This window comes from Variovorax sp. J22P240, from assembly GCF_030316855.1.
Classification (GTDB): domain Bacteria; phylum Pseudomonadota; class Gammaproteobacteria; order Burkholderiales; family Burkholderiaceae_C; genus Variovorax.
Genome location: NZ_JASZYR010000019.1, coordinates 1 through 12,897, shown reverse-complemented (window position 1 = coordinate 12,897; position 12,897 = coordinate 1). Strand labels below are relative to the sequence as shown.

The following is a 12,897-nucleotide window of genomic DNA, read 5'->3' as shown; positions in this document are numbered from 1 at the left end:
CCGGGCGTGTCGGGTTCCATGCGCGCCGCATGGGTTGCCATCGCGATGGCCCTCGCGTCGGTGGCCCAGGCGGCCGACTACACCGGGCCACTCTTCGACACGCACCTGCACTACAACCAGGAGGCCTGGGACGGCAACACTGGGCCTTACCCGCCGGCTGATGCGTTGGCGCGGATGCAGCGCAATGGCGTGAAGGCCATCGTCGCCAATTCACGTCCCAATGCCGGAACCCAGACGCTCGCCGCTGCGCGCGAGACGCGAGAGGCCGGCGTGTCGGTGGTGCCCTTCGTGCGGCTCTATCGGAACCGCGCCGACTACGACAACTGGTTCCGAGACGACAGCATCTACGAGATGGTCCAGACCGAACTCGCCCGCGGCACTGCGAGCGGACCCTACAAGGGGCTGGGTGAGTTCCATCTCTACGACAGCGCCAATGCCAACGGGCCGGTCGCGAAAAAGCTGATCGTCCTGGCGGAGCAGAAGAAGCTTGCGGTGCTGGCGCATGTGGACGACGTGGCGATCGATCTGCTGATGGCCCATGCGCCTTCCGATGGACGGACGCTGCGCCTGATCTGGGCACACACCGGCATTGGCGGACCGTCCGTCGCACGGGTGCAGGCGCTGCTGGAGCGCTATCCGTTGTTGATGGGAGAACTGTCCTATCGGCCGGGCCTCACCTGCGACGGTGGCGTGTTGTGCCCTGAATGGCGTGCGCTGATCCTCAAGTATCCGGAACGCTTCATGGTGGGCTCCGACACCTGGGTCAACCAGCGCTGGAGCGCCTACGACGAGATCATGCGCGGCTATCGCACGTGGCTCGGCGACCTGCCGCCCGATGTGGCGCAACGCGTCGCATGGGGGAACGCGGCGGCGCTGTTCGGCGTCAGGTAGCAGCCGGCTGCCTGGCGTTTCGCTTGCCGGCCGTGCGTGCAGCAGGCTTTTCGGTAGGCTCGGGGTCGCGCACGCGCGCTTCCAGAAAGTCCAGCAGCGCCCGCAGGGCGGCGCTGTTGTGCCGGCGCTGCGAGTACGCCGCATACAGCCAGAGATCGCGCGGCATGTATTCCTTCAACACGGGAACCAGTGCACCGCGCTCGATGTGCGACTGCGCCATCATCGCCGGCACGCACACCGCGCCGAGCCCGGCGAGCGCCACGCCGATCAGCGGCGCGGCGTCGTTGGCGTCCATGCGGCTATGCACCGGGACGCTGTAGGGCTCGCCGTCGACCTCGAACGGAAGATGCGGCGCACCGCCAGCGAGCGAGTAGGTCAGCACGTCGTGGCGGCGCATGTCGTCCGGTTTCTTGGGCAGGCCGCGTTGGGCCCAGTAGCCGGGAGCGGCGCACAGCGCGAGGTCCATCAACCGCAATCGGCGCACGATGAGGTTTTCGTCCCGGATGCGGCCCAGGCGCAGCGCAATGTCAACGCCTTCCTCGACCAGGTCGATCACGCGGTTGCTCAGGTGCAGGCTCACATGCACGTCCGGATAGGTCGCCATGAATTCGCCGACGATGCCGGGGAAGGTGCTTTGCCCGAGGCCGTGCGGTGCCGTGATCCGGAGCCGCCCGCGCGGGTGGCCCGCGTGCTCCTGCAACTCTGTCTGCGTGAGTTCGACCATCTCCATCAGCGGCTTGCTGCGTTCGAGCAGCAGATGTCCCGCATCGGTCAGGCTGACCGAGCGTGTCGAACGATTGAGCAGGCGCACGCCGAAGCGCTCCTCCAACTGGGCCACATATTTGCTGACGTTCGCCTTCGACATGCCCAGGGTCGTGGCCGCCCGGGAAAAGCTGCCGCGCGCGGCGACTTCGCGAAAGGCCTTCAGCAGGTCAAGACCGTCCATTCGGCTCCCATTGTTTCGATTTGATGAACACCATGGTTCATTTTGCTAGGGTTTTTACCTATTTTTTGGGCGCAAACTCCATCTTCACAGAGCAGCCCAGGCTGGTCTGAGTGAACAGACACCGAGCCGGTCGCCCGTTCAACATCATCCAAAGCCAACGAAGGACATTGAAATGAAGACCTCGAAGATCATCGCCGCTGCCGCTCTCACGATTCTCGCCGCCGCTGGCGCACAAGCCGAAACCTACGAAGGCGTGCATGCGCCGGTGTCGGCCAATAGCCGCGCCGACGTGAATGCGCAAGCCGTCGCCGCCGCCCGCAGTGAGAACCCGTACGGTGATGCCGCGTCGTCGCGCGTTGCCCCGGCGCTGACCGCTTCGGCCGACCGTGCGACCATTCGTGCCCAAGCCGTTGCGACCGCACACGAAGCCAACCAGAACCTGGACCGCAAGGCCTTCGTGAACAGCGTGATCCCGTCGCAATACAAGATCGCCCGCCCGGTGACGCAGCAAGCCGGTCTTTGATCCGCAACCCCATGAAGACCGGGCCCCGCGGCTCGGTTTTTCATGGCGCGAGTCTTTCGCACACGATTGTTTCGATCGTGGAAACGCGGTGTCTCGTTTCTTGGTGTTTTCCCGTAGGTGTTTCATCGGAGACTCGCCGCACAGGCCAGCGACAGCGAGCCTGGTTTCGAAAACAAACTCCGACGAACAAGGACCTGAAATGAAGACCTCGCACATCCTCGCCGCTGCCGCAATCTCGATCCTGGCTGCCGCCGGCGCCCAGGCCGAAACCTATGACGGCGTGCATGCGTCCGTTTCGGCCAAGAGCCGCGACGAAGTCAATGTGGAAGCCGTGAGCGCCGCTGCCGCCGCCGACCAGAACATTCCGCGTGGTTCGCGTGGCGCGGAGCGCTTCACCCCGACGGCCGACCCGGCTGCTGTGCGCGCACAAGCCATCGCGACCGCGAACGCCGTGGACTCGAACGTGGTTCCCGGCTCGAAGTACAACAGCCGCGTGATCTCGACCATGAACAAGTCGGCCGAGCCCCGCGTTCAAGCGCAAAAGGACGGCGCGGCTACGGCCAAGTAATCCAGGCTTCGGCCTGACAAAAAGCCGGGTGGTGCGCAAGCGCCGCCCGGCTTTTTCTTTGCCCGTCTGGTTCCTAGTGCGGCCGCGCCAGGTAGCGCTTGCGCCAGAACACGACGACCAGCACCACGGCGATCGCGCCCATGGATCCCATTGCGATCCAGAACCCGTCTGCCTTGTGCACGAGCGGGATGAACTCGAAGTTCATGCCGAAGATGCCCGCGATCAGGTTGAGCGGCAGGAACACCGCGGTGAGCACGGTGAGCACCCGCATGATGTCGTTGGCGCGATGGCTTTGGACGCTGAAATGCATCTGGACTGCCGTTTCGGCGTTTTGTTCGAGCCGTCGGACGTGGTGCACCACGCGCTCGATGTGCTCCAGCACGTCCCGGCTGCGAACCATAACGAGTTCGCGTTCGCGGTGCTCGGCGGCGCCTTCCGGCGCCGGCAGGGTTTCGAAGGCATCGATCCAGTCCTGGATGCAGGCTCGCTGGTCCTCGCAGATCTCGTCCAGGTGATGCAGCGACTGCCGCGCGTCCATCAGCGCGCTCCAGTTCGTGAAGCGGCTCTTGGGGTCGATCAGCTCAGCCTGCCAGTGATCCAGTTGCTTGGTCAGCTCGCGCCGGAGGTCGAGGTAGGCATCGACGATCTGGTTGATGACGCGCAGCATGAGATCCGCCGGGCTGGAGGGGATCCGTGCGGAGACAGCGCGCACGTCCAGCGCGGGCAGCGCGGCACGACCGCGATCGCCCGGCGCGGCTGCGGCGAGGAGCTTGGCGGCGAAGGCATCGCGCACGGCGCCATCCTCGGGATGCACCGACAGCAGGACGCGATCGAACACCGCGAAGCCCACGGGCCGCGTGTCCACGCGCCGGAGCACGGGCGGGCCCCCACGCGGAACCATGCCCTCAACGGCTTTCGGCTGGCCCGTGCCGTTGGAGGCGGCCAACCTCCGAAACACGAGAAGGTCGTATTGCGAGGTGTAGTCGTAGCGCGACGGCAGTTGGTCGTTGAGGAGATCGCTCACATGCAAATCGACCAGGTGCGTGTTGCAAAGCGATTGCAGGACGTCTTGCACCTGGGCGAGCGAGGCGCGGAACTCTTCCCGCGTCAGCGACAGCCACAGGTAGCCTTGCTCGCAGGCCCCCGGCGCGGCCATGGGCGCGAGCGCGTCGTGTTCGCTGACCCGTGTGCCGTCGATCTTGAAAATACGCATCAGGGCTGTCCCCTTGTCCTTGTTCTTCTGGCCGCCACCGCGGCCTGGTGCGGCAGGGCGACGAGCGTGCAGTGCCTCAAGCTTGTTTCAGCAATCGGGCGGCATCGAGCGCGAAATAGGTGAGCACCCCGTCGGCGCCCGCGCGCTTGAAGGCCAGGAGGCTTTCGAGCACCACTGCATCGTGGTCGAGCCAGCCGTTCTGGGCGGCGGCCTTGAGCATCGCGTACTCGCCGCTGACCTGGTAGGCGAAGGTCGGCACGCGGAATTCATCCTTGACCCGCCGCACGATGTCGAGGTAGGGCATGCCGGGCTTCACCATCACCATGTCGGCGCCTTCGGCGATGTCGATTGCCACTTCGCGCAGCGCCTCGTCGCTGTTTCCCGGGTCCATCTGGTAGACCTTCTTGTTGCTCTTGCCGAGGTTGGAGGCCGAGCCGACCGCATCGCGGAAGGGACCATAGAAGGCGCTCGCGTACTTGGCACTGTAGGCCATGATTCGCGTGTGGATGTCGCCGCGCGATTCGAGCGCGTTGCGAACCGCGCCGATCCGGCCGTCCATCATGTCGCTCGGCGCCACGATGTCCACGCCGGCCTGCGATTGCGTGAGCGCCTGCTTGACCAGCACCTCGACGGTCGGATCGTTGAGGATGTAGCCGGTATCGTCGAGCAGGCCGTCCTGGCCGTGGCTGGTGTAGGGGTCCAGGGCGACGTCGGTCATCACGCCGAGTTCCGGAAAGCGTGCCTTCAGCGCGGCGACCACGCGCGGGATCAGGCCGTCAGGATTGAAGGCTTCGTCGCCGGACGGGGTCTTCAGCGATGCATCGATGACGGGAAACAAGGCCATCACCGGGATCCCCAACTTCACGCATTGCTCGGCGACCTGCAGGAGCAGATCCAGGCTGAGCCGTTCGACGCCGGGCATGGACGGGACCGCATCGCGGCGCTTCTTGCCTTCCTGCACAAATACCGGATAAATCAGATCGTGTGGCGAGAGCATGTGCTCACGTACAAGATTGCGCGTGAAAGCATCCCGGCGCAGCCGGCGCGGCCGGCCGGCGGGAAATGGAGCATGAAGGGTCATGTCGAAAATTGTGCCCCAACGGCACGGAGCACCTTCGTTGAATGGCTCCGGCCGACATTCCGTTGGAAACATGCTCAAAACAACCTGACAGTATTGTTTTTGTGAACCTAAAGGTCAAAAAAAGCCACTGGTCGCTTGATAGGTTGTTTTGCCTTTGTTAAATTCTGTCTTGGGCGGCTTGCCGCTCCCCGCTTTTCCTCCCTGAGCGGGTGCCTTGATGTGTGACAGCAAAAGGGCTTCCCAGCCCGGCGCTTGACGCCGGGCTTTTTTTTGCGCGCCGGAGCGCGTGCCCCGCCTGAGGTCCGCGTCGGGAGCGCCCCACTAAACTGCCGCCATGCTCTGGGTCAAATCGCTGCACATCGTGTTCATCGCCAGCTGGTTCGCGGGCCTTTTCTATCTTCCGCGGATCTTCGTCAACCTGGCGATGGTGGCGCCGGAGTCCGTCGCAGAGCGCGCGCGGTTGGTGCTCATGGCGCGCAAGCTGTTCCGTTTCACCACTTTCCTGGCGGTGCCGGCCTTGGGGTTCGGCTTGTGGCTGTGGCTCGGCTACGGCATCGGGCGCGGCCCGGGCAATGGCTGGATGCATGCAAAGCTGGCGCTGGTCCTGGGAGCGATCGGCTATCACCACGGCTGCGGCGTGCTCCTGCGGCGCATTGCGGCGGGCAACGACAACCGAAGCCACCGCTGGTATCGGTGGTTCAACGAGTTGCCAGTGCTCCTGTTGCTCGGCATTGTGGTGCTGGTCGTCGTCAAGCCCTTCTGAACGCTGTGGCAACGCAGCAGCACAAGTCCGTCGCGTTGCCGCTGGCGCTCGCCTATGCCGCGCTGGTCGTCTACGCGAGCCTCTATCCCTTCGCCGATTGGCGCGACCAGGGCATCGCGCCCTGGGCCTATCTGGCCGCGCCCTGGCCGCGGTATTGGACCGCCTTCGATTTCGGGATCAATGTCGTTGGCTACATGCCGCTCGGCTTCCTGGCCGCGATTGCCGTGTTGCGTACACGTCCCGAGGCTGGCGTCGTTGGCGCCGTGCTTCGCGCGACGGTGGCCGGCGCGGCGATCGCATTCGCCATGGAGACCCTGCAAAGCTACCTGCCGGCGCGCATTCCTTCCAACGTCGATCTCGGCTTGAACGCCGCCGGCGCGTTGGCAGGCGCCGTGCTCGCGGCGGCGCTCGAGCGATTCGGCGCGGTGGCCCATTGGCATCGGACGCGCTCCAACTGGTTTGTCGACGATTCACGCGGCGGGCTCGTGCTACTGGCGTTGTGGCCCCCGGCATTGTTGTTTCCGGCCGCTGTTACCTTCGGCCTCGGACAAGTCTTCGAGCGCGTCGAGACGGCGATCTCGGAATGGCTGCTCGACACGCCGTTCATCGACTGGCTGCCGGTGCGCCAGTTCGAACTCGAGCCCCTCGTGCCCGGCGTCGAGCTGCTGTGCGTCATGCTGGGTGCGCTGGTGCCGTGCCTGCTCGCCTTCCTGATCACGCGCTCCATTGCGCGGCGCGCCATTCTCCTGCCGCTGACGCTGCTGAGCGGCATGGCGGCGACGGCTCTGTCGGCCGCGCTCAGCTACGGTCCGGAACACGCCTGGGCCTGGTTGAGTCTGCCTGTCCAGATCGGCATCGCGGCGGCGCTGTTCGTCGGCGTCCTCCTGCTGGGGGCGCCTCGTCGGTTCTGCGCTGCCCTGCTGCTCGTCGCGCTGGTGGTGCACCTGAGCCTGCTGAACCAGGCGCCTGAAAGCGCCTACTTCGCGCAGACGCTGGCGACGTGGGAGCAGGGGCGTTTCATCCGATTCCACGGGCTCGCCCAGTGGCTGGGATGGCTGTGGCCGTTCGCGACGCTCGGCTACGTGCTGATGGCGCTGTCGAGCCGCGCGAAGGGCGCCTGAGAGCGACCGACCCTGCTGGCGCAAGGCCGCGGCGACGCTCAATAGAATGGTTCGATGTCCAGTTCAAGCACCCCCGCGCCAGCGGGTTATTACAGCCGTCACGTCTTCTTCTGCCTGAACGAACGCAAGAGTGGCGAAGACTCCTGTTCGAAGCACAACGCGCAGGAGGGCTTCGATCGCTGCAAGTCGCGCGTCAAGGAAGCGGGCCTGGCCGGGCCCGGCAAGGTCCGCGTCAACAAGGCGGGGTGCCTGGACCGTTGCGCGGGCGGACCGGTAGCAGTGGTCTATCCCGAGGCGGTCTGGTACACCTACGTCGACGAGGATGACATCGACGAAATCGTCGAGTCGCACCTGAAGAACGGGCAGGTCGTAGAGCGCCTGCTGCTTCCTCCCGACATCGGGCGTTAAGGCCGCGCCGATGAATTCGCGTACTGAAAAGCTCCAACTGAAAGGTGCTGCCGGCGCCATCGAGGTGCTGCGCGATCCTGCTGCCGAGGGCGCGCCTGCACTGGGCGTCGCCGTGATCACCCATCCCCATCCGCTCTTCGGCGGCACGATGGACAACAAGGTGGTGCAGACGCTTGCCCGCGCCTTTGTCGCCTGCGGCTGGACGGCCCTGCGCTTCAACTTCCGGGGCGTTGGCGCCAGCGAAGGCGCCCACGATGAAGGCCGGGGCGAGCGCGAAGACATGCTCGAACTCGTCCGGCAACTGGCGCCCGAGGGTCCGTTGGCGATCGCCGGCTTTTCGTTCGGTGCCTTCGTCGCGAGCGGCGCCATCGAAACCCTCTGGGCTTCGCGCGACATCCGCCACGTCGTCCTCGTCGGCACGGCCGCATCGCGCTTTTCCGTCGCGACGCTGCCGCCCGATTCGCACGAACGCGCGCTGGTCGTGCACGGGGAGCAGGACGACACCGTGCCGCTTGCCGCCGTGATGGACTGGGCTCGTCCACAGTCACTTCCTGTCACAGTCGTTCCCGGAGGCGGACATTTCTTTCACGGACAATTGCCGCTGCTCAAGAGTCTCGTGGTCCGCCATCTCCGCGCGGGCTAGTTTTCCGTCTCACGCATCCCCATGAATCGTTTTTTCAAGACGCTGCGCGCGTTGGCAGTCACTGCTGCCGCATCCATCTGCCTGATCGCCGTTGCCCAGGTTCCGGTGCCACCCGAAGTCGCTGCGCGCAGCTACCTGTTGCTCGACGTCACCGCCAACCAGTTGCTGGCGCAAAAGGACATCGACACCGCGGTCGAGCCGGCCTCTCTCACCAAGTTGATGTCGGCTTACCTGGTCTTCGACGCGCTCAAGGCCAAGAAGATCACCCTGCAGCAAACGCTGCCGGTCAGCACGCGCGCCTGGAAAATGCCCGGCTCGCGGATGTTCATCGACCCGAAGATGCAGGTGCCGGTCGAAGACCTGATCAAGGGGCTGATCGTCCAGTCGGGCAACGACGCCACGATCGCCCTGGCCGAGGGCGTAGGCGGGACGGTCGAGCACTTTGTCGAACTCATGAACGAGCAGGCCAAGGTGCTCGGACTGAAGAACACGGTCTACAAGAATCCGGAAGGACTCACCGCGCCGGGGCACACCACGACCGCGCGCGACCTGAGCACGCTGGCGACGCGGCTGATGCGCGACTTCCCGGAGTACATGCACTACTACTCGATCAAGAAGTACCGCTTTCCCGGCACGCCATCGACCAACGACACCAATCGCAATCTCCTGCTGTTCCGCGATCCGACCGTCGATGGCCTGAAGACCGGCCATACGGAAGCTGCGGGCTATTGCATGGTCGTAACGGCCAAGCGCGACTTCCCGAACCTCGGCGGTGGCCGCCGCCTGCTATCCATCGTCCTGGGCACCGCCAGCGAAAACGCACGTGCCAACGAATCCCAGAAGCTCCTGAACTGGGGCTATACCGCCTATGACGCGGTCCGCCTGTTCGATGCCGGCCAGCCCGTCGCGACGCCGCCCGTGTGGAAGGGCAAGGAAAACACCGTCAAGCTCGGCCGCCCGGAGGCGATCGTGGTCGCGGTCCCGGCGGGTTCCGCCAGCAAGATCAAGACTTACGTGGCGCGCCCGGACCCGCTGGTTGCGCCGCTCGCCAAGAACCAGCCTGTCGGTACGCTGAAGGTCTCCCTGGCGGATCAGCCGGTGACCGAGGTGCAATTGGTTGCACTCGATGCCGTGGAGCAGGCGGGCCTGCTGGGCCGCGCGTGGGACGCCGTTCGCCTCTGGATCAAGTAGCTGTTGTTCAGCTGAGGTCAGTGCTATACTCGTGGGCTTTTCGGAAAAAACCGAAGGGTTTCACGTTTTCGTCATCTCCCGGCCTCCTCGCGCCATGTCACGTCATGAAGAGGAATCCGGCCGGAGTGTTTTGGGATTAATTCATTCATGCCAACCATCAATCAACTGGTGCGTCAGGGTCGCGAGGTCGAAAAGATCAAGTCGAAGAGCCCTGCCATGCAGAACTCGCCGCAACGTCGCGGTGTCTGCACCCGGGTCTACACCACGACCCCGAAAAAGCCGAACTCGGCGCTGCGTAAGGTCGCCAAGGTGCGCCTGACCAACGGCTTCGAGGTCATTTCCTACATCGGCGGCGAAGGCCACAACCTGCAGGAACACAGCGTCGTGCTGGTTCGCGGCGGTCGTGTCAAGGACTTGCCCGGTGTTCGTTACCACATCGTGCGCGGTTCGCTCGACTTGCAAGGCGTGAAAGATCGCAAGCAGTCGCGTTCCAAGTACGGCGCGAAGCGTCCCAAGAAGGCCTAAGGCTTTCCGAATTTCATTCAGCGGTGTTCGTGTGCCTTGGCCGGTGCATCGAACGAAGTGACCCGATTTTGGGTCGAGTAAGTGAGAGTTCTTGTTGGCTCTCGCGGTGTCGGAAACGGCGCCAACTGAAGCAAAGAGGTTAGAAAAATGCCACGTCGTCGCGAAGTCCCCAAACGTGAAATCCTGCCGGATCCCAAGTACGGCAATGTCGAGCTGTCGAAGTTCATGAACGTGATCATGGAAGGCGGCAAGAAGGCAATCGCCGAGCGCATCATCTACGGTGCGCTCGACCAGATCGAGAAGAAGAACCCGGGCAAGGACCCGCTGGAAGCTTTCACCATCGCCATCAACAACGTCAAGCCGATGGTCGAAGTGAAGTCGCGCCGCGTGGGCGGTGCGAACTACCAGGTGCCGGTCGAAGTGCGTCCGGTCCGTCGTCTGGCGCTCTCGATGCGCTGGATCAAGGAAGCCGCCCGCAAGCGCGGCGAGAAGTCGATGGCCCTTCGTCTGGCCAACGAGCTCATGGAAGCCACGGAAGGCCGTGGCGGCGCCATGAAGAAGCGCGATGAAGTGCATCGCATGGCCGAGGCCAACAAGGCCTTCAGCCACTTCCGCTTCTAAGAGTCGTCCCCCTAAATACAGACAGGCTGGAAGCCCGACCCACCGATGCGGTGGGCGGGCTTTCATCCGTTAACGGAGTAAATTTCATGGCACGCAAGACCCCCATCGAGCGCTACCGCAACATCGGTATCTCGGCCCACATCGACGCCGGCAAGACGACCACCACCGAGCGCATCCTGTTCTACACCGGCGTGACCCACAAGCTGGGCGAAGTGCATGACGGCGCTGCCACGACCGACTGGATGGAGCAGGAGCAAGAGCGCGGCATCACGATCACCTCGGCTGCCGTGACCTGCTTCTGGAAGGGCATGGACCGTTCGCTGCCCGAACACCGCATCAACATCATCGACACCCCCGGTCACGTGGACTTCACCATCGAGGTGGAGCGTTCCATGCGCGTGCTCGACGGCGCCGTGATGGTGTACGACTCGGTCGGCGGCGTGCAGCCCCAGTCCGAGACCGTCTGGCGCCAGGCCAACAAGTACAAGGTGCCCCGCCTCGCGTTCGTCAACAAGATGGACCGCATCGGCGCCAACTTCTTCCGCGTGCGCCAGATGATGATTGACCGCCTGAAGGCCAGTCCCGTGCCGATCGTGATCCCGATTGGCGCTGAGGACAAGTTCCAGGGCGTGGTCGACCTGCGCAAGATGAAGGCCATCTTCTGGGACGAGGCCTCGCAGGGCATGAAGTTCGAATACCGCGAGATCCCGGCCGAACTGCTCGAGTCCGCCAAGGAATGGCGCGAGAAGATGGTCGAGAGCGCCGCCGAGGCTTCCGAAGAGCTGATGAACAAGTACCTCGAAGAGGGCGACCTCAGCGAGGACGAGATCACTTTCGGCCTGCGCACGCGCACCATCGCGGGCGAGATCCAGCCGATGATGTGTGGCAGCGCGTTCAAGAACAAGGGCGTGCAGCGCATGCTCGACGCCGTGATCGAACTGATGCCCTCGCCGATGGACATCCCCCCGGTCGAAGGCACCGACGACGACGAAAAGGAAACCAGCCGCAAGCCGACCGACGAAGAGAAATTCTCGGCACTGGCATTCAAGCTGATGACCGACCCGTACGTCGGCCAGTTGACCTTCGTGCGCGTCTACTCGGGCGTGCTGAGCAAGGGTGACACGGTCTACAACCCGGTCAAGGGCAAGAAGGAGCGCATCGGCCGTATCGTGCAGATGCACGCCAACGAGCGTCTCGAGATCGACGAAATCCGCGCCGGCGACATCGCCGCATGCGTGGGCCTGAAGGATGTGACCACCGGCGAAACGCTGTGCGATCCGGACGCGATCATCACGCTCGAGCGCATGGAGTTCCCCGAGCCCGTGATCTCGCAGGCCGTCGAGCCGAAGACCAAGGCCGACCAGGAAAAGATGGGCATTGCGCTCCAACGCCTGGCTTCCGAAGATCCGTCGTTCCGCGTGCGTTCCGACGAGGAATCCGGCCAGACCATCATCTCCGGCATGGGCGAGCTTCACCTCGAAATCATCGTGGACCGCATGAAGCGCGAGTTCGGCGTGGAAGCCAACGTCGGCAAGCCGCAGGTGGCCTACCGCGAAACGATCCGCAAGACGGTTGAAGATGCCGAAGGCAAGTTCGTTCGCCAGTCGGGCGGCAAGGGCCAGTACGGCCACGTGGTGCTCAAGCTCGAGCCGAACGAAGCCGGCAAGGGCTTCGAATTCGTCGACGCGATCAAGGGCGGCGTGGTGCCGCGCGAGTACATCCCCGCTGTCGAAAAGGGCGTGATCGAAGCGCTGACCCAAGGTGTGCTGGCCGGCTACCCGGTCGTCGACGTCAAGGTCACGCTGCACTTCGGTTCGTACCACGACGTGGACTCGAACGAAATGGCATTCAAGATGGCCGCGATCTTCGGTTTCAAGGAAGGCGCCCGCAAGGCTTCGCCGGTGATCCTGGAGCCGATGATGGCCGTGGAAGTCGAGACCCCGGAAGACTACGCCGGCAACGTGATGGGCGACCTGTCTTCGCGTCGCGGCATGGTGCAGGGCATGGACGACATGATCGGTGGTGGCAAGCTCATCAAGGCGGAAGTCCCCCTGTCGGAAATGTTCGGCTACTCGACCACGCTGCGCTCGGCCACGCAAGGCCGCGCCACCTACACGATGGAGTTCAAGCATTACTCCGAAGCACCGCGCAACGTGGCCGAAGCCATCGTCGCGTCGCGCTCGAAGTAAACCCGTTCAGTCTGCGACCCCGTGCCTTTCGTTGCCCGTGGCGAGAGAACCAGCAACAGGGTGCAGACGTTAAACCCCACACGGGCATTGCTCTTTCAAGGATAGAAAATGGCAAAAGGAAAATTCACCCGTACGAAGCCGCACGTGAACGTGGGCACGATTGGTCACGTGGACCATGGCAAGACGACGCTGACGGCGGCGATTGCGACGGTGC

Annotated in this window: 15 protein-coding genes; 12 read left to right on the top strand and 3 right to left on the bottom strand. The window is 64.1% G+C overall.

All coding sequences use genetic code 11. The annotated features are described in order from the left end of the window. Positions 1–18: 18 nt before the first annotated feature. Positions 19–891: an amidohydrolase family protein gene (locus QTI24_RS27850; RefSeq protein WP_286604995.1), complete on the top strand. Its 873-nt coding sequence runs from the start codon at positions 19–21 to the stop codon at positions 889–891. Here the strand turns inward: QTI24_RS27850 and QTI24_RS27845 are convergent. Then, complete coding sequence (locus QTI24_RS27845; RefSeq protein ID WP_286604862.1) at positions 884–1,837, bottom strand: LysR family transcriptional regulator; 954 nt, start codon at positions 1,835–1,837, stop codon at positions 884–886. The genes QTI24_RS27850 and QTI24_RS27845 overlap by 8 nt on opposite strands. 172 nt (positions 1,838–2,009) lie before the next feature. Here QTI24_RS27845 and QTI24_RS27840 point away from each other — a divergent pair, with 172 nt between their 5' ends. Both QTI24_RS27840 and QTI24_RS27835 read left to right on the top strand, forming a co-directional pair. Next, on the top strand, positions 2,010–2,360 hold the full coding sequence (locus QTI24_RS27840; RefSeq protein WP_286604860.1) for an alpha/beta hydrolase: 351 nt from the start codon (positions 2,010–2,012) through the stop codon (positions 2,358–2,360). Positions 2,361–2,559: 199 nt separating this feature from the next. Then, positions 2,560–2,928, top strand: a complete 369-nt coding sequence (locus tag QTI24_RS27835) for a DUF4148 domain-containing protein (RefSeq protein WP_286604859.1) — start codon at positions 2,560–2,562, stop codon at positions 2,926–2,928. A 73-nt stretch (positions 2,929–3,001) separates the two neighbouring features. Here QTI24_RS27835 and QTI24_RS27830 read toward each other — a convergent pair whose 3' ends face one another. Next, positions 3,002–4,141: a magnesium transporter CorA family protein gene (locus QTI24_RS27830; RefSeq protein ID WP_286604858.1), complete on the bottom strand. Its 1,140-nt coding sequence runs from the start codon at positions 4,139–4,141 to the stop codon at positions 3,002–3,004. 76 nt (positions 4,142–4,217) lie between these two features. Further along, entirely contained in the window at positions 4,218–5,222 is a 1,005-nt protein-coding gene (gene hemB, locus QTI24_RS27825) for a porphobilinogen synthase (RefSeq protein ID WP_286604857.1), read from the bottom strand. Positions 5,223–5,556: 334 nt separating this feature from the next. On the opposite strand from hemB, the gene QTI24_RS27820 reads away from it, so the two are divergent. From QTI24_RS27820 to QTI24_RS27780, 9 genes are all read left to right on the top strand, one after another. Then, positions 5,557–5,985 (top strand): CopD family protein, encoded by a 429-nt coding sequence (locus QTI24_RS27820; protein ID WP_286604856.1) that lies wholly within the window; start codon positions 5,557–5,559, stop codon positions 5,983–5,985. A 5-nt stretch (positions 5,986–5,990) separates the two neighbouring features. Next, positions 5,991–7,106: a VanZ family protein gene (locus QTI24_RS27815; protein ID WP_286604855.1), complete on the top strand. Its 1,116-nt coding sequence runs from the start codon at positions 5,991–5,993 to the stop codon at positions 7,104–7,106. A 54-nt stretch (positions 7,107–7,160) separates the two neighbouring features. Beyond that, positions 7,161–7,514: a (2Fe-2S) ferredoxin domain-containing protein gene (locus QTI24_RS27810; protein WP_286604854.1), complete on the top strand. Its 354-nt coding sequence runs from the start codon at positions 7,161–7,163 to the stop codon at positions 7,512–7,514. Between the two features lie 10 nt (positions 7,515–7,524). Further along, positions 7,525–8,157, top strand: coding sequence for an alpha/beta hydrolase (locus QTI24_RS27805; RefSeq protein ID WP_286604852.1), 633 nt, complete (start codon positions 7,525–7,527; stop codon positions 8,155–8,157). Between the two features lie 21 nt (positions 8,158–8,178). Continuing rightward, the gene (locus QTI24_RS27800) at positions 8,179–9,348 is read left to right on the top strand and encodes a D-alanyl-D-alanine carboxypeptidase family protein (RefSeq protein ID WP_286604850.1); all 1,170 of its coding nucleotides are present in this window, start codon (positions 8,179–8,181) and stop codon (positions 9,346–9,348) included. A 147-nt stretch (positions 9,349–9,495) separates the two neighbouring features. Further along, a complete protein-coding gene (gene rpsL / locus QTI24_RS27795) occupies positions 9,496–9,873 on the top strand; it encodes a 30S ribosomal protein S12 (RefSeq protein WP_028249584.1) in 378 nt (125 codons plus the stop codon). Positions 9,874–10,020: 147 nt separating this feature from the next. Further along, entirely contained in the window at positions 10,021–10,494 is a 474-nt protein-coding gene (rpsG, locus tag QTI24_RS27790) for a 30S ribosomal protein S7 (RefSeq protein ID WP_286508375.1), read from the top strand. An 86-nt stretch (positions 10,495–10,580) separates the two neighbouring features. Then, positions 10,581–12,683 (top strand): elongation factor G, encoded by a 2,103-nt coding sequence (gene fusA, locus QTI24_RS27785; protein WP_286604848.1) that lies wholly within the window; start codon positions 10,581–10,583, stop codon positions 12,681–12,683. Between the two features lie 108 nt (positions 12,684–12,791). Next, on the top strand, positions 12,792–12,897 hold a 106-nt coding region (locus QTI24_RS27780; protein ID WP_007829589.1), incomplete at its 3' end, for a GTP-binding protein.